Raw genomic sequence first — 18,880 nt, 5'->3', positions numbered from 1 at the left:
GATTCTACCTGTCTGTCAGTTCGATCCAATGCTCGTCCGGATCTTCGACAAAGTAAGACCGACGCCCCGATGCAAACTCAACTGGGCCGGATACTTCAAGACCGTCCGTCCTGAGGCTTTCGGCAGACTCGTCCAACTCTGCAGGATCGATCTGGAACGCCAAGTGGTAGACCTCTCCCCGAGGACCGCCCTTGCGCTCCAAATAAGCGTTGGCCAGCGCCGTGTTCGGATTTGTCTTGTCGAACAACACCAAGAGAAAGTCTCCCGACCTCAAGAATGCGTTGCGGCCGACATCTTCTTCGACTACCTCGAACCCAAGCCGGTCAAGGTAAAACCGCTTAGCTTCGTCTAAGTCCTTTGTCCAAAGCGCGACTTCCGATACGCGGTTGATGGCACCTTTTCTCATTTTATTCCCTCCGGGCTTGAGTATAATCGAAACGTCCATGAGCGCCCCCTTTTCGCCTAAAACGCCGATGCTTCAACAGTACTTCCGCGTCAAGGCAGAGCGCCAGGACGCCCTGCTGGCCATGCAGGTGGGCGACTTCTACGAGTTCTATGGCGAAGATGCCGAGATCGCCGCCAAAGCCCTCGAAATCACGCTGACGGGACGAGACGACGGCGACAATGGCCGAGTTGCAATGTCGGGCTTTCCCATCCATGCGGCCGAACGCTACATCGCCCGCTTAGTTCAAAAGGGCTTCAAGGTCGCCGTCTGCGAACAAGCGGAAGACCCAAAAACGGCTAAAGGCCTTGTCAAACGAAAAGTAACCCGAGTCTTGACAGCGGGCACGCTGCTTCAAGACTCGATGTTGCCCGAGGGCAAGAGCAACTATCTGGTGGCCGCCGTCTTTGGCGATCCGGTGCACGGCCTCGGCGTTGTGGACGTATCGACCGGCGAGTTCCTCGTTACAGAGATTTCTGGCGAGCGGCGACAGGAAAAGCTGATGGACGAACTGGCGCGATTAGAACCGGCTGAGATTTTGGTGCCCGCAGAGCACGACGAACTGATCCGCGAGCTGGAGGCGGCCATACCCGCTTCGATCACGCCTTTCGACGTCCAGCGCGATCTGCCAAGGGACGCCCGATCGGTGCTCTTGCACCACTTTGGCGTGGCGAACTTGCGGGGATTTGGCTGCGAGGAGTACTCCAGAGGCATCGAAGCCGCGGCCATGACGCTGAAATACCTCCAAAAGAACGAAATCGCCGCGCTCGGCCATATTCAGACGCTATCGACCTACTCGGTCGAGCGCTTCATGCACCTCGATTCGATCGCGCGCCGACATCTCGAAGTGTCGCAGAACCTGCAAGACGGCAGCCGGCGCCTGACCTTGCTCAGCACGCTCGATCAAACGCAGACGCCTATGGGCGCCAGAATGCTAAAACGATGGCTCGACGAGCCGCTTTTAGACCCCAATCCCATCAATGAAAGGCTAGACGCGGTCGAACTCCTGACAGCCAAAGGCCTCTTGAGAGAGGAGATTCGCGCGCTGTTAAGCAAGAACGCAGACATCGAGCGCTTGGTCGGCAGGGCGGCTACCGGCGCAGCCAATGCTCGAGACTTGGTCGCGCTGCGCTCGTCTCTGCGCCTGTTGCCCCATTTGCGCGAAGCGCTTTGCAAGTTGATCGACGGCGAAACAAAGTCGGCCAAGATGGTTAACATTGCGTCCGTCGTGCAGCCTATAGAGGGGGTACAGCAAATGTTGGATCGATCGCTCCTGGACGATCCGCCCGCTACGTTGAGAGACGGCGGCATGATCAAACCGGGATGCGAGCCCGAATTGGATCAGCTGCGCGAGATGACAAAGAGCGGAAAGGCCTGGATCGCAGAACTGGAAGCAAAAGAAAAAGCACAGCATGGACTGCCCCTCAAGATCGGCTACAACGCCGTCTTTGGATACTACATCGAAATATCCAAGATTCACTCGGACAAAGCGCCCCCGCATTACATCAGGAAGCAAACGACCGCGAATGCCGAGCGGTATATCACGCCAGAACTTAAGGAGCAAGAGGCGGCGCTGGTCGGAGCGCAGGAGAAGATCATAGCGCTGGAGTACGATGTCTTTTGCCGAGTGAGAGAGGCGGTCGCCAGAGAGTCGGCCGATCTGCTCCGCATTGCGCGCGCCATCGCCGAGTTGGACGCTATGGCGTCATTGGCAGAAGTCGCCGTTCGTCACCGGTATGTTCGGCCAAGCGTCAACTTGGAGGATCGGCTTGAGATTGTTGGCGGACGCCATCCGGTAGTGGAGCGATTCGGCGGCGTTGCCTTCGTTCCTAACGATTGCCTCTTGGACGAAAGCGACCAAAGGCTCATCATTCTGACCGGACCCAACATGAGCGGGAAAAGCACCTATATCCGGCAGGTCGCGCTGATCGCGTTGCTGGCTCAGGCGGGCAGTTTCGTTCCGGCAGATCGGGCGAGCATTGGAATAGTGGATCGAATCTTCACGCGGGTGGGCGCCCGCGACGAACTGGCGACAGGCCAATCGACCTTTATGGTGGAGATGACCGAAACGGCGAACATACTCAACAACGCCACGCCGCGCAGCCTCGTGATCCTCGACGAGATTGGGCGCGGAACCAGCACTTACGACGGGCTAGCGATCGCATGGGCGGTGGCCGAGTATCTGGCCGATATAGGGTGCAAAACGCTCTTCGCCACTCACTATCACTACCTGAACGAGCTGACCCGGCAATCGCCAGGCGTCAAAAACTTCCGCGTTGCCGTTAAGGAGCAAGGGGACAAAGTAGTCTGGCTGCACAAGGTTCTGCCGGGCGGCGCGGACAAAAGTTACGGCATCCAGGTGGCCAAGATGGCGGGGATACCTAATACGGCGCTGGATAGAGCCCGCCACATCCTAACCCGATTTGAGGATAAGGGGACTGCCTTGCCAGAAACCGCATTCTCGACCAAGACGGTGCAACTAACCCTGTTCGAGGCCGCCGCTCATCCTGTGGTGGACGAGATCAAGCGGATCGACCTGAGCGAAATGACCCCCGTCGAGGCGCTCGTAATGCTCGATCAATGGAAACGCAAGATCGAGACCGACTAACCTTCAGAAAACTGTGTTATAATCGGGCTGGTTAAAGTTTATGGAAACAGGCCTCCGCATTCCCATCTTCCCCCTCAATGCTGTCCTGTTTCCCTATGCCGTACTGCCCCTGCACATCTTCGAACCCCGCTACTTGAAGATGGTGGACCATTGCTTGGAAACAGGCGAGGGATTTGGCGTCGCGCTGCTGCGCGAAGGCACGGAAATCGATCCGGAGGCCTCGCCGCATTCTATCGGCACGCTGGCTCGAATTACCAATCTCCAGCGCTTGGACGATGGACGGCTCTATCTAACCGCGATCGGAGTCGAACGGTTTCACATTTGCGACTTCGACCGGGAGGAAGCCTATTTACAGGCCGGCGTCGAGCCCTGGCGCGAAAGGCCATGGCAGCACGACAACGACGCCTATATGCTAATGGAAGAGGTAACTCTCGCCTTTGAAGGCCATCTTCGCTCGATGCTCGAGCAAGAAGGTTTGGCGATGAGGCGGATAGAGTTCCCCGAAGATCCGGTGTTGCTCTCGTTTGCGGTAGCATCCAGCTTGCCTTCGGACCTCGGCTTCAAGCAACGGCTCTTGGAGACGCGGGATACCAGCGAGCGATTGCGCCTGCTTCTGGATGAACTCAGAGAGATGTCGAGACAGCCTCGGATCAAATCGTTCGATCCGGACAGGCACGCCGAAATGTTTACGTCCAATTGAAGACATCTGGTCGGGGCGGGCAGATTTGAACTGCCGACCTCTCCCACCCGAAAGGAGCGCTCTACCAAGCTGAGCCACGCCCCGACCGCCTAAGAAGTATACCCAAGCGCTCCCGGGTACACTCTTTACGGAAATGTTCTCCGGCCCTGTCTCCGATCGATTCCGCCGCGCTCCATCGCTTTATGCTCAAGACAGTCTTCAACGCGCAGCTCGAATGATGCAGGAGACGGGCGCGCCTGCATTGGCGGTTACTCGCGCCGGCATCCCCATTGGCCTCGTTTCTTACGCCCAAATACGACCGCGCCTCAACCGCGAAGGCGCCGAGAGCCAAACCGTCGAATCGATCATGCTGAACGATGCTCTTGCAATCCAACAGGATGCCGCCTTGATAGAGGCGATCGGCGCCCTGCAGAGGTCCGCCCAAACCGCGCTGATAGTCGTAGACACAGAGGGCCGCTATGTCGGCATCCTGAGCGATATCGACTTAATAGCTCCCGCTCACCAGGCGCTAAAACCACCGATGATCGGCGGATTGGCAACTCCCCTAGGCGTCTATCTGACCACCGCAACCGCACGAGCCGGTCCGGGCGACCTAGCCCTAGCGCTGACAGGAATGATGATGTTCGGCCTCTTTGTGATCTCCATGACAGCCGTTTCGGCCGGAGCCGAGCTCGTCCAAGCCAACACGTCATTTCCGCTCAAGAGTTACATGAACTCGCCCTTTGCCGGGGCATGGAACATGGCGGACATGGTCGGTGCGGCCGCTCGCGGGTTTCAGATCGTTCTCTTCTTGGCGCTTCTCAGATTTCTGCCGCTGGCCGGCGCTCACGCGGCCGAGCACAAAGTCGTCCACGCGATCGAGAGGGGAGAACCCCTGGTCTTAGAAGCGGTCCGGCGGATGCCGCGCGTGCACCCTCGATGCGGCACCAATCTGGCTGCCGCCGTCTTTCTCTTCTTGGGCATGACGCAGGCGTTCATGTATCTCTTTCCAGGCGCAGGGTCCGAAGGCCACACATTGATGGCATTGCTCTTCACGCTTTTCACCTGGAGGGGGTTTGGCGCCCTATTGCAGGCTGCCGCGACGACCAAACCGCCGAACGACCGACAGATAGAGGATGCCATCCGCGTTGGGAAGGAGTTGCTGGAGCGACATCGAAATCTTTCTCACGTTCAGCCGACCTTTGGCTTAAGGCTTTGGAACTCAGGGCTTTTTCAGGTGTTGATCGGCGGCCTCTTCGCCGGCACAATCGTCTCGGCGCTGCAGTTGTTCCTCGGCATTAGCCTGTTGCCTCAATAATCCGGCAAATCTGCCGTCTCCGCCAAAAGCGATTGGGCGTATAACCTTGAGGTACGAAAGGCGAGGACTACCCAATGCGCTTGCTCTCTGGACTGCTGTTGATCGGCTCCGTTGCTCTTGGCTGGGCTCAATCGGTCGCGATCGAGTCGAAGTCGGCCCTCGGCGTTCCCATCAAGGTGATCACAGCGAACCTCAACGACAAGAAGGTCAAAGTCTCCGGCGTGATGACGAGGCAGACGGGCCGTCCAGAATCGGTCTACTCTCTGTTGGCAAAAGCCCAACCGACCGCGGCTGTTTGCGGCACCTACTTCTGCAAAAAAACCAAGATGCCTATCGGCGACATCGTGATCGGCGGCAACTTAGCGCATTATGGCGGCCGAGGCACCTCTATGGGCATCACGCGCGACAACAAGGTCGTCTTTATGCGCGCCCCCCAATTCCGTCGGCAGGATTGGAGAGACTACGACTATCTAGTGGCTGCGGGCCCGCGATTGATCACAGATGGTAAGGCCTACGTGGACGCTCGTTCTGAAGGATTTCGAGACCCCCGAATCTACAGTCCTGCGCCGCGCACCGCAGTGGGCGTTACCAAGCACAACAAACTGATCGTGGTCGTTACAAGAAAGCCGATCACCTTGACCAAGATGGCGCAGGTGATGAAAGCTCTCGGCGCGGTGAACGCGATCGCTCTGGATGGCGGCGGCTCGTCAACGCTCTACTATCGCAAAAAGATGGTAATTGCCCCAAGCCGACCGCTCACCAATCTGCTGGTCGTCTACGAAGCGCCCGAAGTCTATGATCGCGTGAAAGGCCGCCTTGGGCCGGACAACCAGATCGCAAAGCGATAACGGCTTACTGCAGGCCGCCTCGCATAGGCGCCGTCATCCGCTCCACATCCATGTCGTATACGGTGATGAATCGAAATTGGCCTTTCAGACGCTTGGCCAGTACGTCAAGTTGATCTAAGGAACTGTCGTCCAACAGAATAACGCTGCCGCTCCTAACTCGATCAGGCCGGGCGCCCTTTCGAAAATCGTCCGACCAAAGCACGGTTACCAAGCCGGCTTTCATCGCGCCAAGAATCGATGGATCCGTGTAGGCCCCCCCGGGCGGTCGAGCGAACTTGGCTTCATCGCCGGTAGCCTTGGCGACTGCTTGCTTTGCCTTCAGCCATTCTGCGTGGGCCGTGCCTCGATCCAACTTGGCCATGTTCACGTTGTGATAGCTTCGATTGCCCACCAGATGTCCCGCCTGAAACAGCTTCTTGACCAGATCGGGATGCTTTTCGGCCTGCTGGCCGGTAACAAAAATCGTTGCGAACAGACCGACCCCTTCCAGCTTCTTCAGCAACTGAGGGGTCTTGATAGGATCCAGGTCGTGATCGATAGTGATCGCGACCCCGCCCTTTTCTTCGCTGCCACGGATCATCTTGCGATAAAAGACGTTCTCTTTCCTTTCGGCGGCGTCTTGCTTCTCGAAATCGGCAACGGTCTTGTAGCCAGAGAACGGCGCCGTCGCCACGTAGTCCGGCGGGGCAGAAGCCTTCGCCTCTTCTTTAGTCGCCTTATCGCACCCCGTCAGTGCAGCGCAGATCGCTACCAATCCAAGGATCGCTTTCATGGTTTACTTAAACTCCTCGATGATCTCTTTGAGTTCCTGGGGCATTTCGGCAACGGGCTGTGCCGAAAGTTCCATTTTGCCGTCGGCGCCTCGCTTTACTATGTGGTTGACCTTGGCAAACTCCTCAGACTTGCTCGGGTAGTCGTCGCGGAAGTGGCCGCCGCGGCTTTCTTTGCGCTCTAACGCGCAGCGCACGATCGCTTCCGAAGCGATCAGCAAGTTGTCCAGCGCCATCGCGGTGTGCCAGCCTGGATTGAACTCGCGATTGCCGTCGACCGGTACGACCGCCGCGCGCGCCTTCAGCTTCGAGAGTTCTTCCAATGCGCGCGCCATCTCTTCGCCCGTCCGAACGATGCCGGCCAGGTCTTGCATCATGGCTTGAAGGTCCTGCTGAATCTTGAACGGATTGTCGTCTCGGGAAGGCTGATTGAAGAAGCTGAGCGCCCACTGCTCCGCATCGTCGATTTGGGACTTGTCAGGCTCGACGTTGGGGCAATCACCGACGTATGCCGCCGCGCCGTCCCCCGCCAGCTTGCCAAACACCAGCAGATCGCTCAGCGAGTTGCCGCCCAGACGGTTGGCGCCGTGCAGCCCTGCCGCAGATTCTCCCGCAGCAAACAGCCCGGGCACGGTCGCCATCTGACTGTCCGGATCGACTGCGATTCCGCCCATGACGTAGTGGCAAGTCGGACCGACTTCCATCGGAGTCTCCGTAATGTCCACTCCGGCCAACTCTTTGAACTGGTGGTACATGCTGGGGAGTTTCTTCTTAATGTGCTCGGGGGCATGGGGAATGTGCTTTTTGATCCATGCAATGTCAAGAAAGACGCCGCCGTGCGGACTGCCGCGCCCAGCCTTGATCTCGCGCACAATGCAGCGCGCCACATGGTCCCTCGTGAGCAACTCGGGCGGCCGTTTGGCATTCTTGTCGCCCGTTATGTACCGCCATCCCTCTTCCTCGTCGCTTGCGGTCTGATTGCGATAGTTATCGGGAATGTCGTCGAACATGAAGCGCCGACCTTCGCTGTTGACCAAAATGCCGCCCTCGCCGCGAACGCCTTCGGTAACCAAAATCCCCTTTGCGCTGGGAGGCCAAACCATGCCGGTCGGGTGGAACTGAACGAACTCCATATCCTTTAAGTCGGCGCCGGCTTGATACGCCAATGCTTGTCCATCCGCCGTGTATTCCCAGCTGTTGCTAGTGATCTGATAGGCCTTGCCAATCCCCCCCGTGCAGACGATGATCGCTTTGGCCTTAAAAACGACGAATCGACCGTTCTCTCGAAAATATCCGAACGCGCCCGCAACCCGCCCGCCGTCCGTCAGCAAGCGGATGACTGCGCACTCCATGAAGACCTCTATGCCCATGTGGATGCCATGATCTTGGAGAGTGCGAATCATCTCCAGACCGGTGCGATCGCCCACGTGCGCCAAGCGAGGATAGGCATGGCCGCCAAAATTCCGCTGAAGAATCCGACCGTCTTTGGTTCGATCAAAGAGCGCGCCCCACGCTTCTAATTCGCGAACCCGATCGGGAGCTTGTTGGGCGTGCAGTTGCGCCATGCGCCAATGGTTGAGGTACTGGCCGCCGCGCATAGTATCGGCAAAGTGGACTCGCCAGTTGTCGCGGTCGTCCACATTGCCCATGGCTGCCGCCACGCCGCCTTCGGCCATCACCGTGTGGGCTTTGCCCAATAGAGATTTGCAGACCAATCCGACTTTCAGGCCCTTCGCAGAAGCCTCAATGGCGGCCCTTAGGCCCGCGCCGCCCGCACCGATAACCAGCACATCGTGCTCGTGCGTCTGCCGCTCCGACATCAAAAGAACCTCAAGTCGCTAATTGCCCCTGTCGAGCACAGCCGGACGTACAGATCGGCAAAGGCTACCAAGAAGAGGCTGATCCAGGCATAGAGCATGTGATTTTTATTGAGCGCCGATACGCAGTTGTAACAAGCAAACTGGGCTGGCCGATCAGAGAGCTTATCCCGATTGCCGCCGATCAAATGCCGCAACGAATGGCACGAAAAGGTATAGAGCGCGAGCGTAGCCGTTGCTCCAAATAGCAACAGCGTGCCCAGCCCGATGCTGAATCGTCTCGAATCGCCATAGCCGTCCCAGCAAGCGTTCCAAACGTCCCACGTTAGAATCGGGATAAAGAGAAGGGCAAAGTAAAGAAAATAGCGATGAAGGTTCTGCACGACCAAGGGCAAAAATTTCTCGCCCAAATAGCCTTTTCGAGGTTCGCCGACGCCGCAACCGGGCGGATCTTGCCAGATAGCCTTATAGTATGCGCCGCGATAGTAGTAGCAAGTCAGCCTAAAGCCCGCCGGAGCCCACAGGATCAAGAACGCGGGCGAGATCCAGCGAGGCAGCCAATCTGGCTTGGAGAACCAGGCATGATGGCTGTCTGCGGGACCAAAGAGAAGGGGCGAATAGAACGGCGAGAGCAGGGTGCCAAATTCGTAATGGGCGTTCTCGAACACGCGAAAGTTCGCATATCCGATGAACCCAAGGAGCACGATCGCCGTGAAAAGCTGAGGAATCCACCAACTGTCTTTGCGGGACGACTTGAGCCAACTGTGCCGCTTGGCCAGCGGATTACGAGCGTAAGCCATTCTGATTCCTTTCTTGCCGAAGCCTCCCGTGCAAGGATTAGTATACCTTCACAGGCCCCGTCGGGCCATCTCGATGGCCGCCAAAGCTGCCCTGGCTTTGTTTTCGGTTTCGGCCAGCTCCAGTTCAGGTTCCGAATCGGCAACGATGCCCGCCCCAGATTGGACGTAGGCCTTGCCGTCTTTGATGAGAATAGTACGGATCGTGATGCACAGGTCCATATCGCCCGAAAAGCCAATATAGCCCAACGCTCCCGCATAAAGGCCTCGTTTGGTCGGCTCTAATTCGTCTATGATCTGCATGGCCCGTACCTTGGGCGCGCCAGAAACCGTACCGGCCGGAAACGTCGCCTTAAGGGCATCGGCGGCGGTCAAGCCCTCTTTGAGCCGGCCCTGGACCTCGGAGACAATGTGCATCACGTGCGAGTACCGCTCGACAACCATGAGGTCTCTAACGCTCACTGTGCCAAACTCCGAGACCCGCCCAACATCGTTTCGACCCAAGTCCACTAACATGACGTGCTCGGCGAGCTCCTTTTCGTCCGACAAGAGTTCTGCCTCCAATCGTCGGTCTTCATCCTCGCTCTCGCCTCGCCGTCGAGTCCCCGCTATCGGCCTTACCGTTACCTTTCGATCATGCACCGAAACGAGTATCTCTGGCGAGGCGCCTAGTACGATCTCGGACGGCGTCTTAAAATAGAACATATAGGGCGAAGGATTGAGCGAGCGGAGCGCGCGATAAATGTCGAATGGCGGCGCATCGGCTTCTGTTTCAAAGCGCTGGCTCAGCACGACCTGGATCGCGTCTCCCGCGTAGATGTACTCTTTGGCCCTGCGCGCGGCGGCCATGAAGTCCTCGGGCGATCTGTTGGACGCGATCGTCGAGGCTCGCTCGCCCGCATTGTCCGACGATGTTTGGATCGGCGCTTTGAGTTTCGCGAGGGCGTCGGCAATCGTGGCTTCAGCCGCCTCATACTCCGTCTTGTCGCCCGACCGGATCGTCGCGATCAATCTCATCTGCCGCTTCGCATGGTCGAATGCTATGACAAGACTTGGGACAACCAGGCATAGATCGTCAACTTTTAGGTCGTCGGTCGGAGGTTTGGGAAGGCGCTCGAAAAGCCGAACCGCGTCATAGCCGATCCAGCCGACAGCCCCGCCAGAGAATGGCGGCAATCCGTGGGCGGAGAGATGCGTCTTGCCGGTTACTTCCCGGCTCACATAGGAGATCGGATCGAGCGCGCCGAGATCGACCGACCGCGCCTCGCCATCGATCGTCTCCCGCAAGTCTCGACCGTTTGCTCTCCAGACAATCTTTGCTCCAACACCGATGTAAGAGTATCGAGCGATGCGTTCGCCTCCCGTAACGCTTTCCAAAAGAAACGCATAGTCCGAAAGGGCGCCCAATTTATAGAAGGCCGACACGGGAGTTTCTAAGTCCGCCATCTCGTCGGCCCAAACTGGGCAGAGAGCGCTCGTTTGGCAGGATGCCATGAAGTCTGTCAGAGTCGGGGTCAGCATCGTTCAGTTCGATTGTAGCATGACAAAAAGGCCCAGGAGGGTGAATCCCGGGCCTAATGCTTTATGGCAGATTGCCTTGGCTTTAGTGCAGTCGAAGCAGCGTCAAGCCGGAGTTCGGCTTTACATTGATCGCAAGACCGGCTCGGAAAATTCGACCGGTAGCGTCTCGATAGTCGAACTGCGGCAGATAGTTGAAGGTAGCCGAAGGCGAAGTGTTGACTACCGCCACGCCGTTGTCGTAAGCCCGCGCATAGAGGGCTCCGGTGGCATCTGCGCCCGCCAGCAACGTGAAGTTATTGCTGGTAGGATTGCCCATCGGCAAAAACAGCTCGGGCTTGATCACCGGCCGACTCTCGTCTCCGTCTGGCCAAATCGCGACGAACACGTTGGAGTGATTGACCAGATAGTAGGAAGCGATCAGGTAGTTGTACTTCTGACGATCCTTGCTGAACTCGCGTCCGAGCAGAATGGCGGTCTTTGAAGGGTTGTTGGCCACAGTCCTCAGGTGCCATGCCGCACGATCCGGCGGATGGAACTGTCCGTCGTAGGCATGCACCATAAAGCCTTCGACCAGGTAGCCGTCCAGCAAGGGCATGATGGTCGAATACGGACCGTTTAAGACGTCCCCGCGCGAAAGATTGGTGTAGGTCCTCCAGCCGCCCGTGTTGCGAACGTCCTGATTCAGATGGCTAAAATAGCCCTGGGTGGCGTTCACGCGCTGCGTCTGTGTCTGGTAGGCGTTCGACTGTCGCCAGATCAAGAAGGAGAAATTATCGAACATCAGTCCCTCAGCGCGAAGTTGGCTGTTGGCGCCATAGGCTCGATGCAGCTGCTGTCGCAGGTTCTCAAAGATATGGTCTCGAAGCTCCGGGTTGCCGTAGTCCATCAGGTACTCGTTTCGAGAGTTGGCCCAACGTCGGAAGATTCTCGGTCCTTGCAGATCGGTCAGGAACCATTCCGGATGGTTCAGGTTCACCCAATCGTATGGGAACAGATCGTGATTGATCGTACTGTTGCCGCCCAAAGCATCGACGAACAACGACTGCCAGCCCAGCACGTAATGCAGGCAGCGCGCATCTGGATTGAGCGTCTTGATCGCGGGTATCGATGTATGGGGAACGATGAACAGATCGTACTGAGCCGCATCGCCGATCAAATCTTCTGGATCGCGATACATTCGAGCCAGCTTGAGCGAACCCTTGGAACGTTCAGGCATCAACCGACCGGTCGTAACTCGCATCGAGTCGATCCAAAAAGTGCCGGCTACCGGCCCCTCGCCGCCCAAGAAGCGGAAGTTGATCGAAAAGTTGGTCGCGTTTTGAGGAACGACGAACGATACTCGACGAACTTCCCACTGGCCGCTCCCGTTGACAGCGCCGGGAGTTTGCAGCCAGGTCCAACTGGTCTGCCCCATGTTGTTGGTCATCGAAAGTTCGATGCCAAACTGCATGTTGAGAACGCCGGTGGCGCGCAACGAGAATTGCACGTCTACGCGCTCTTGCGTCGATGGGTAGTTGTCCTGATTAGCCGGGATTGGGTTGGTGCCGAACGACATTGCTGCGGCCATGCCGTTGGTCGGCCTGGTAAATCGGAGCCTTTGGCTTCCGGTGCCCGTGTTGAACACCGTACGATCGACGGCCGGCGCTAGCAAAATGTTCGCCGCTGCCCAGTTGGCATCGGGCTTGACGCGCCATTGATCGACAATGTTGTCCGATTGGAATTCGTGGTTGAGATCGATTTCGCACTCGCCCCAGCCAGCCGCGTAATCGATCGGGATGCGGTTCTTGTTATCGGCAATCGCCAGACTTATGCTCAATCCGGCGGCGCCAGCCGCTAAGACGACCAAAAGAATGCTTCGCATATTGCTACACACCTCCGCACGCAATCTACCATCCATGTCCGTTGTGTCGGAGCGAGGCGACAGCCCAGTCTGCTCGCGAGTCGGCCTCCAGCCAACTCGCCTTAGACTTGCTTGCATTTCGGTCGCTCTGCGAGAAGCCAAACACCGAAATGCCCCCTTTCCAACGGCATGGCGGTCAGTAAGCGTTTGACCTGCCACAAACAGATTTTAAGTTAGCGCGCTCCCATTCCACATGGGAAAAGGACGCTGACAGACAATTCGACCTCCCGCCCGCAGATTCCTTCTTTTTGGCGGCAAGTATTTTTGCCAGTCTTCGTAACTTCGTAACAATGTACCCAATTCGAACGCTTTGCGTCAACCCCTTCCTTTGTTTCGGGCTAAACGGGACGCCCGCCATTACCGACAATTTACCCAGGACATCGCATGGTTGGCTTGGAAATCAATTCTCGATATATAACGATGGTCGCGCTCGCCGAAAGCAGGGTTAAAGCGGCATGCCGGACTCTGTCGCCTCCTGGCTCGGTCGCGGGCGGAGTTGTCGTCAATCTAAAGCAGGTCGCGGCGACAATCGGTCAGTTGGCCCGGCGCGTTCGGGCCAACGGACCGGTCGCGATCGCCGTTCCGCGCGCCCTCAACAAGTGGGTCGACGCTCCAAGAATCAGCCTGGACGAACTCAACGCTGCTGCCCCGTTCGAAGGCCCCAAAAGACTGCCAAACGCCGCCGAACCGATGACCTATCGCTTCTCCGTGCCGCCCGAAGCATACGAGACGGGAGACGAGAACGTGCCGCTGCCCGCGCGCTTGGTGGCTGCGCCAAGGTCGGTCATCGATGGGCGCTTGGATGCAGCGCTGTTGGCCGGCCTTGTCCCCGTCGTCGCCGCGCCCGAATCGGATGCCGTTGTGGCGGCGCTTACGAGAAACCAGGCGACGGACAGCATTCTGTGGAAAGGCAAAGCCACAGCCGCCATCAATCTCCAGGCGGAATATATAGAAATGACTGTGGCGCGCGAAACGAGATTGGAGTTCACCCGCACCCTCAACCATGGCACTGACGAACTCATCGATACGATCGGTCGCTTCGTGGGGGCCGACACGAACGAAGCCGTCGCCCTATTGCGAGAGGCAACGATCGATGACGCCGGCCTGCTGCAGTTCCCTACAGAATTAGGGCTGCCGCCCATCTCGGCGCTGCAGTTTCTGCACGAACTGACTGCAGAGATGAGAAGATTGGCCGACTTTCAGAGATCGAGATTCCCAGACGGCAGTTACTTGGGATTGCTGGACGCCTTTGTTTTGACGGGCGAGGGCGCCTCGATCAGGGGATTGGAGCGCTATTGCTCGGCTTCGCTGGGGGTTACCTGCTTGCCCGGCGATCTAGAGGCCGCGTTCGATTGGCCCGAGAAGCTAAAAGAAGACGACCTGAATCCATATTGTCCTGCATTGGGAGCCGCGATCATCGCTTGTCAGGAGGCCCTGGCCGCATGAGCGCAATGAGACCGGTCAACCTGGCAATGGAGTGGCGTGCTCGACGCCAGCGCGAACTGCTCAAGATCAAGGGGCTTTTCGTCGCCTTTGTGAGCGGGAGCGCCCTGTCCATCCTTTCGTTGGCGGCCTTTGCCTTGTTGATTCCCGATCTGCGCGTCGAGAAAGCGAGGCAAGAGACCATCTTGAAAGCGTTGATCGATGCGCCCGAAGAATCGATGCCGCCATTCGAGGCGGCCGACCTTGAAAACGCCAGGGCGCGGTGCCAAGAGTTCTCGCTCGCCGTCATGGCGACTGGCAAGACCGTGCCGTTGCAAGCCTGGCTCGAAGAGATGCAGGCGCAGTTTGAGCACGAAAGCGGTTGGTCGGTCAACCTTCGCGGCGGCGCACAGGACTTTGAAGCGATCAAAGCCTATAGCGAAAGACTGCGCACTGTGGGACTCTTCACCGAGGTGACGCCATCGTCGGTCAACAGAGGAGAAACGGACGGCGCCTCCCGTTTTGAAATTAGGCTGATCGCTCCAAGCCAGGCAAGTGCGGAGGAGACAGAATGAGGCCGCTGTCCGCCAGACGGTTTTGGGCGACGCTCGCGTTCGCCGAGTCCCGGTCGTCAAGGCTCAAGTGGGCCGCCATATCGGCCGTTTCTATATCGACTATAGTCGCGGGTGCTCTTCTGACGATCAAGAATCGATACGTCTCCGACATCGAGGCTCTTAAGGGCCAGATAGAGCATGTCCGATCGGAGCAAGATTCGCTAGCGGGCAGAGCGAGCGCGAATGCAGAGCTCTTCGCGATTGCCTCCAAATTGGAAGAAGCGACCAATCCCGTTTCGCACGTCATTTCGCGCATGTCCGCGCTAGCCAGGCGCCACAACTTAAGGCCGCTTGGCGTCGACGTTTCTTCTGCCCCCGGCGACGACCCGGATTCGATCTGGAAGAAGAAGCTCTTGCGGTTTCGCATCGAAGGTCCTTCTCGGGGCGTTGCGAGATGGATCGACGATATCCGCAGAGACGCGCTTGTGGTCGCGCCCAATGGCATAAACATATCGACCAAGGGCGACTCCGCACAGCCTCAGATGATCGTAGAGTTCGAAGCCCTGATGCCTGCGTCGGATTCTGGGGGCGGCGCGTGAAGAAGCCCAAACGCGAGGTCTTCTTGATCTCAGGAGCGGTCGTTATGCTGTTGAGCGTTGCGGTTCCCATGCTCTCTCCCAAGAAGGCAGCAGGCGGCCCCGTTACAACGTCGGTCGCTCCAATAGTCGATGAAACGGCGCCCACCAGCGATGCGGGGCCGCCTGCAGATTACTACGAGCGGCTTCGACAGAGATTGGATCAAGCGCCGGCCGAACGAGAAGAGCCCTTTAGGACAGGAACCGAAACGAGAGCCGAACCGAATCCGCAGCCGGAAACGCCGCTTCGGCCGCTCTCTTTCGACTCGCCGCCTGACGGATGGAGCATGAGACCAACGGGACAACCTGAGCCGGAGAAGCCCGCAGAGACAAGAACTGAACCAGAGCCGTTGCCCGAGCCGCCTAAGCCGTTGCTTCGAGGAATCGTGCGCGGCGCGAACGGCGAAGAAAGAGCGGCCATCGAAGTGAACGGGAAGGTCTTCATCGCCGACTCGAAGCCGAGCTCGGAATGGCGGGTCATCGACCGTCAAAAGTACGAAATCACGGTAGAGCACGAAGGAAAGCAGTACCGCCTTAAACTGGGTTCCGCGCCCCAAGGAGTAGAGCCATGAGCTGGATATGGACGATCGCATTCTCGATCTTTTTGACCTTTTCAACTTCGCTCAAAGACGAGCGAAAGCTCGACCTAGAGTTCGATTCAATGCCTTTAGCGGTCGCGCTCCAGATGATCGGCCAGCAGTCGGGCACGAACATTATCTCGAACGTTCCGTCAGACTATCGGGCTACGGCAACCCTCAAAGGCGTTACAGTCGAACAGGCGCTAGAACTCCTTACAAGGCCGCATGGCTTGGCCTATGCCAAAGTCGAAGGCGCTTATGTAGTCGCTACACCCGAGAACCTGAAGGCCTACGAACCGGCCGTACCCGCCAGACCGGCCACAATCGCACTGAGCGTCTATTCCTCCAAGTTCGTAACGAGCGCATCGCTCATAGGCGCTCTTAAGAGCCTCTTTCCCGAACTGACCATCATCCCAAGCGCCGTCGTCTCATTGCCGCAGATGTCTGGATCGATGGATTCTGAAAGCGAATCTGCGACGCCTTCTACCGAAGCCGCGGCGCCCGCGGCCGGTCGAGAGATCATCATCCGAGGCCCGGCAGACATGGTCGCCGAAGCCGTTGAGACCGCAAAGACGATCGACAAGAAACCGGTTCAGGTCAAGATCGAGGTGATCGTAACGGACGTCAACCGGACCTCGCTGGGCGAGATGGGAATCTTGTGGGACTGGAGCAAATCGACCTGGCAAGAGATCGTCCGCCCTTCCGAGCGCGATTCTTATGTGAACGATCCTCTGCTGAAGCCCAGTCACCAAGGCCCGTTTTGGCGAAGCCCTCTCAGCATCGAAGCCACTCTCAAAGCGATGGAGCAGAAAGGCAACGCGAAGCTCCTGGCTCACCCGAACGTGATGGTCATGAACGGCGAAACCGGGCACATTCTGATCGGCGATCGTCTGCTCTATCCTGTTGTAACGGGAACAACGACCGCCGGCACGCCGCTCTTCGACGTGCGAGAGCAAGAGGTCGGCGTCGTGCTGAGGGTTCAGGCTTGGGCCGATGAGGACGGCAATGTTACGCTCGACATCTATCCTCAGGTCTCGGTCGTAACCGGCTTCCTGCGCATTGGCGAAAGCACCTACCCGCAAATATCAACCCGCGAAGTCAGAACAAAGATCAGGGTCAAAAGCGGATCGCAGATTGCTTTGGGCGGATTGATACGCGAAGAGGAGACCCGATCCATGCAGTCCGTGCCGATTCTATCCCAAATACCCGTTTTGGGCGAACTGTTCAAACACCGGCGAGCGACCAAGAGCCAGAACGAGCTTCTGATCTTCCTGTCGCCAACGATCATCTCCGACGAAGAGGAAGGCCAATGACTCGCCGATTGACCGACGTCCTGATTGACGAAGGCATGATCGATGCCGGTCGCTTGGGCGAGCTTTTGGCCAAGCGGGAGGATGCCAACGAGCAGATAGAGGATTACCTGATTCGCGTCGGCGCGATCACGGAGAGCGATCGGGCGAAGGCGCTCAGCGCCGTCTACAACGTGCCCTTTGTCGATTTTCAATCGACGCATCCCTCTGCAGACGCGATCGCGGCGGTGCCGCGCGATGTTGCGGTGAGAGGCAAGGCTATGCCGGTCGCAGTCCAAGGCAATCAGATCGTCGTGGCCATGTCGGATCCGGCAGACATCATGGCGCTGGACGATCTGCGATCGGCGACGGGGAGAGAAGTCATTGTAACGGTCGCCTCGCGGACTCAGATACACGACGCCCTCATGCGCTACTATGGGCTGGACGAGGACGTCCGCACCGTTGTGGAGCGAATCCAAAGCGATTCGGAAGAAGATGCTTCTGTCGTCCGCTTGGTGGAGGCGCTTCTCAACCGCGCCATCGCCGATCGGTCGAGCGACATTCATATCGAACCGATGGCCGACCGCTCGCGGGTGCGCGTCCGAGTGGACGGAGCGCTGCGAGAATCGTCCGAAGTCCCGAAAGAACTGCACGACGGCGTGGTCGCCCGAATTAAGATTTTGGCAGAGATGGATATTGCCGAAAAACGATCGCCCCAAGACGGACGCATTGCCTACTCGGTCGCTGGCAAGGCCTACGATCTGCGCGTCTCGACCTATCCCTCGATCTTCGGCGAGAAGGTCGTCATGCGAATCTTGGACAAGACCTCCCTGGTATTCGAACTCGAAAAACTCGGCCTGCATCCGATGGCGCTTCAGCGCGTTCAAACGGTTGTGGAGCGACCCTACGGCATGATGCTGGTTTGCGGCCCGACCGGAAGCGGAAAGACGACGACGCTGTACGGCTGCCTAAGCCATCTGAACAGCGCGGAGCGCAACATCATCACCATCGAGGACCCGGTCGAGTACCAATTGTCGGGCATTACCCAAGGCAGCGTGAACGTCAAGGCTGGGATGACGTTCGCCAACGGCCTGCGTTCGATCTTGCGCCAAGACCCCGATGTGGTGCTGGTGGGCGAGATTCGAGACCAAGAAACGGCGGAAGTGGCCATCGAAGCCGCTCTCACGGGCCACATGGTGTTTTCGACCCTTCATGCCAACGAGGCATCGGGCGCGCCCGGTCGCCTGCTGGAGATGGGCATAGAGCCGTTCTTGTTGGCTTCGGCGCTGGTCGGTGTTTGCTCGCAAAGGCTTATTAGGCTGTTGTGCCCCGATTGTAAGACGGATGCCGCGCCCGACCCGGCTTTGGCAGCACGGTTGGGCGTGTCGTTCGACGGCGTCCGTACTTTTGGCGCTGTCGGCTGTCATCGGTGCAATTTTTCAGGCTATCGAGGCCGAACCGTCATTTTGGAATGCCTGCTGATGGACGATGCCGTGAGGAAGGCGGTTATGCGGCGCGAATCGACATCGGTCATCCGTCAATGCGCCACAGAAGGCGGGATGGTTCCTCTTTATCAAGACGCGGCGAGACACGTGATCGAAGGCAGAACTTCGATCGAGGAACTCTTCCGCGTCGTGGCCAACGATTTGGAAGAGATGGAAGCCGAAGAATCCGCCCCTCCGATAAGGTTGGCGGCCTAAAA

The 18,880-nt window shown here is 58.0% G+C and carries 16 protein-coding genes and 1 tRNA gene; 10 read left to right on the top strand and 7 right to left on the bottom strand.

Features of this window, described 5'->3' with window-relative positions:
- Positions 1–4: 4 nt before the first annotated feature.
- Positions 5–406, bottom strand: a complete 402-nt coding sequence (locus HUU60_04615; GenBank protein ID NUL81994.1) for a VOC family protein — start codon at positions 404–406, stop codon at positions 5–7.
- A gap of 37 nt (positions 407–443) precedes the next feature.
- Between HUU60_04615 and mutS the strand changes: the two genes are divergently transcribed.
- The gene (mutS, locus tag HUU60_04610) at positions 444–3,050 is read left to right on the top strand and encodes a DNA mismatch repair protein MutS (protein ID NUL81993.1); all 2,607 of its coding nucleotides are present in this window, start codon (positions 444–446) and stop codon (positions 3,048–3,050) included.
- A gap of 40 nt (positions 3,051–3,090) precedes the next feature.
- Positions 3,091–3,750, top strand: coding sequence for an LON peptidase substrate-binding domain-containing protein (locus tag HUU60_04605; protein NUL81992.1), 660 nt, complete (start codon positions 3,091–3,093; stop codon positions 3,748–3,750).
- A 7-nt stretch (positions 3,751–3,757) separates the two neighbouring features.
- Here the strand turns inward: HUU60_04605 and HUU60_04600 are convergent.
- Positions 3,758–3,834: transfer RNA gene (locus HUU60_04600), tRNA-Pro, on the bottom strand.
- A 49-nt stretch (positions 3,835–3,883) separates the two neighbouring features.
- On the opposite strand from HUU60_04600, the gene HUU60_04595 reads away from it, so the two are divergent.
- Both HUU60_04595 and HUU60_04590 read left to right on the top strand, forming a co-directional pair.
- A complete protein-coding gene (locus HUU60_04595) occupies positions 3,884–5,047 on the top strand; it encodes a DUF1385 domain-containing protein (protein NUL81991.1) in 1,164 nt (387 codons plus the stop codon).
- A gap of 74 nt (positions 5,048–5,121) precedes the next feature.
- On the top strand, positions 5,122–5,895 hold the full coding sequence (locus HUU60_04590; GenBank protein NUL81990.1) for a phosphodiester glycosidase family protein: 774 nt from the start codon (positions 5,122–5,124) through the stop codon (positions 5,893–5,895).
- Positions 5,896–5,899: 4 nt separating this feature from the next.
- On the opposite strand, the gene HUU60_04585 is transcribed toward HUU60_04590, so the two are convergent.
- The 5 genes from HUU60_04585 to HUU60_04565 form a co-directional block, all read right to left on the bottom strand.
- A complete protein-coding gene (locus HUU60_04585) occupies positions 5,900–6,667 on the bottom strand; it encodes a polysaccharide deacetylase family protein (GenBank protein NUL81989.1) in 768 nt (255 codons plus the stop codon).
- Positions 6,668–6,670: 3 nt separating this feature from the next.
- On the bottom strand, positions 6,671–8,485 hold the full coding sequence (locus HUU60_04580; GenBank protein ID NUL81988.1) for a fumarate reductase/succinate dehydrogenase flavoprotein subunit: 1,815 nt from the start codon (positions 8,483–8,485) through the stop codon (positions 6,671–6,673).
- Complete coding sequence (locus HUU60_04575; protein ID NUL81987.1) at positions 8,485–9,282, bottom strand: succinate dehydrogenase; 798 nt, start codon at positions 9,280–9,282, stop codon at positions 8,485–8,487. Before HUU60_04575 ends, HUU60_04580 begins: the two co-directional genes overlap by 1 nt.
- Before the next feature lie 48 nt (positions 9,283–9,330).
- The gene (trpE, locus tag HUU60_04570; protein NUL81986.1) at positions 9,331–10,800 is read right to left on the bottom strand and encodes an anthranilate synthase component I; all 1,470 of its coding nucleotides are present in this window, start codon (positions 10,798–10,800) and stop codon (positions 9,331–9,333) included.
- Positions 10,801–10,882: 82 nt separating this feature from the next.
- A complete protein-coding gene (locus HUU60_04565; protein ID NUL81985.1) occupies positions 10,883–12,661 on the bottom strand; it encodes a hypothetical protein in 1,779 nt (592 codons plus the stop codon).
- Between the two features lie 423 nt (positions 12,662–13,084).
- On the opposite strand from HUU60_04565, the gene pilM reads away from it, so the two are divergent.
- Genes pilM through HUU60_04535 form a run of 6 tightly spaced genes read left to right on the top strand, consistent with a single transcriptional unit; the run spans position 13,085 to position 18,878 of the window.
- Positions 13,085–14,146 (top strand): pilus assembly protein PilM, encoded by a 1,062-nt coding sequence (gene pilM, locus HUU60_04560; protein ID NUL81984.1) that lies wholly within the window; start codon positions 13,085–13,087, stop codon positions 14,144–14,146.
- A complete protein-coding gene (locus HUU60_04555; protein NUL81983.1) occupies positions 14,143–14,697 on the top strand; it encodes a hypothetical protein in 555 nt (184 codons plus the stop codon). The genes pilM and HUU60_04555 overlap by 4 nt, the downstream gene beginning before the upstream one ends.
- Positions 14,694–15,275, top strand: a complete 582-nt coding sequence (locus HUU60_04550; GenBank protein NUL81982.1) for a hypothetical protein — start codon at positions 14,694–14,696, stop codon at positions 15,273–15,275. Before HUU60_04555 ends, HUU60_04550 begins: the two co-directional genes overlap by 4 nt.
- Positions 15,272–15,883: a hypothetical protein gene (locus HUU60_04545; GenBank protein ID NUL81981.1), complete on the top strand. Its 612-nt coding sequence runs from the start codon at positions 15,272–15,274 to the stop codon at positions 15,881–15,883. Before HUU60_04550 ends, HUU60_04545 begins: the two co-directional genes overlap by 4 nt.
- Positions 15,880–17,202, top strand: a complete 1,323-nt coding sequence (locus tag HUU60_04540) for a hypothetical protein (protein NUL81980.1) — start codon at positions 15,880–15,882, stop codon at positions 17,200–17,202. The genes HUU60_04545 and HUU60_04540 overlap by 4 nt, the downstream gene beginning before the upstream one ends.
- A complete protein-coding gene (locus tag HUU60_04535) occupies positions 17,199–18,878 on the top strand; it encodes a type II/IV secretion system protein (GenBank protein NUL81979.1) in 1,680 nt (559 codons plus the stop codon). The genes HUU60_04540 and HUU60_04535 overlap by 4 nt, the downstream gene beginning before the upstream one ends.
- Positions 18,879–18,880 lie beyond the last annotated feature (2 nt).

This window comes from Armatimonadota bacterium, assembly GCA_013359125.1.
Lineage (GTDB): Bacteria > Armatimonadota > Fimbriimonadia > Fimbriimonadales > GBS-DC > JABWCR01.
This window is presented reverse-complemented; position numbering and strand designations above follow the sequence as displayed.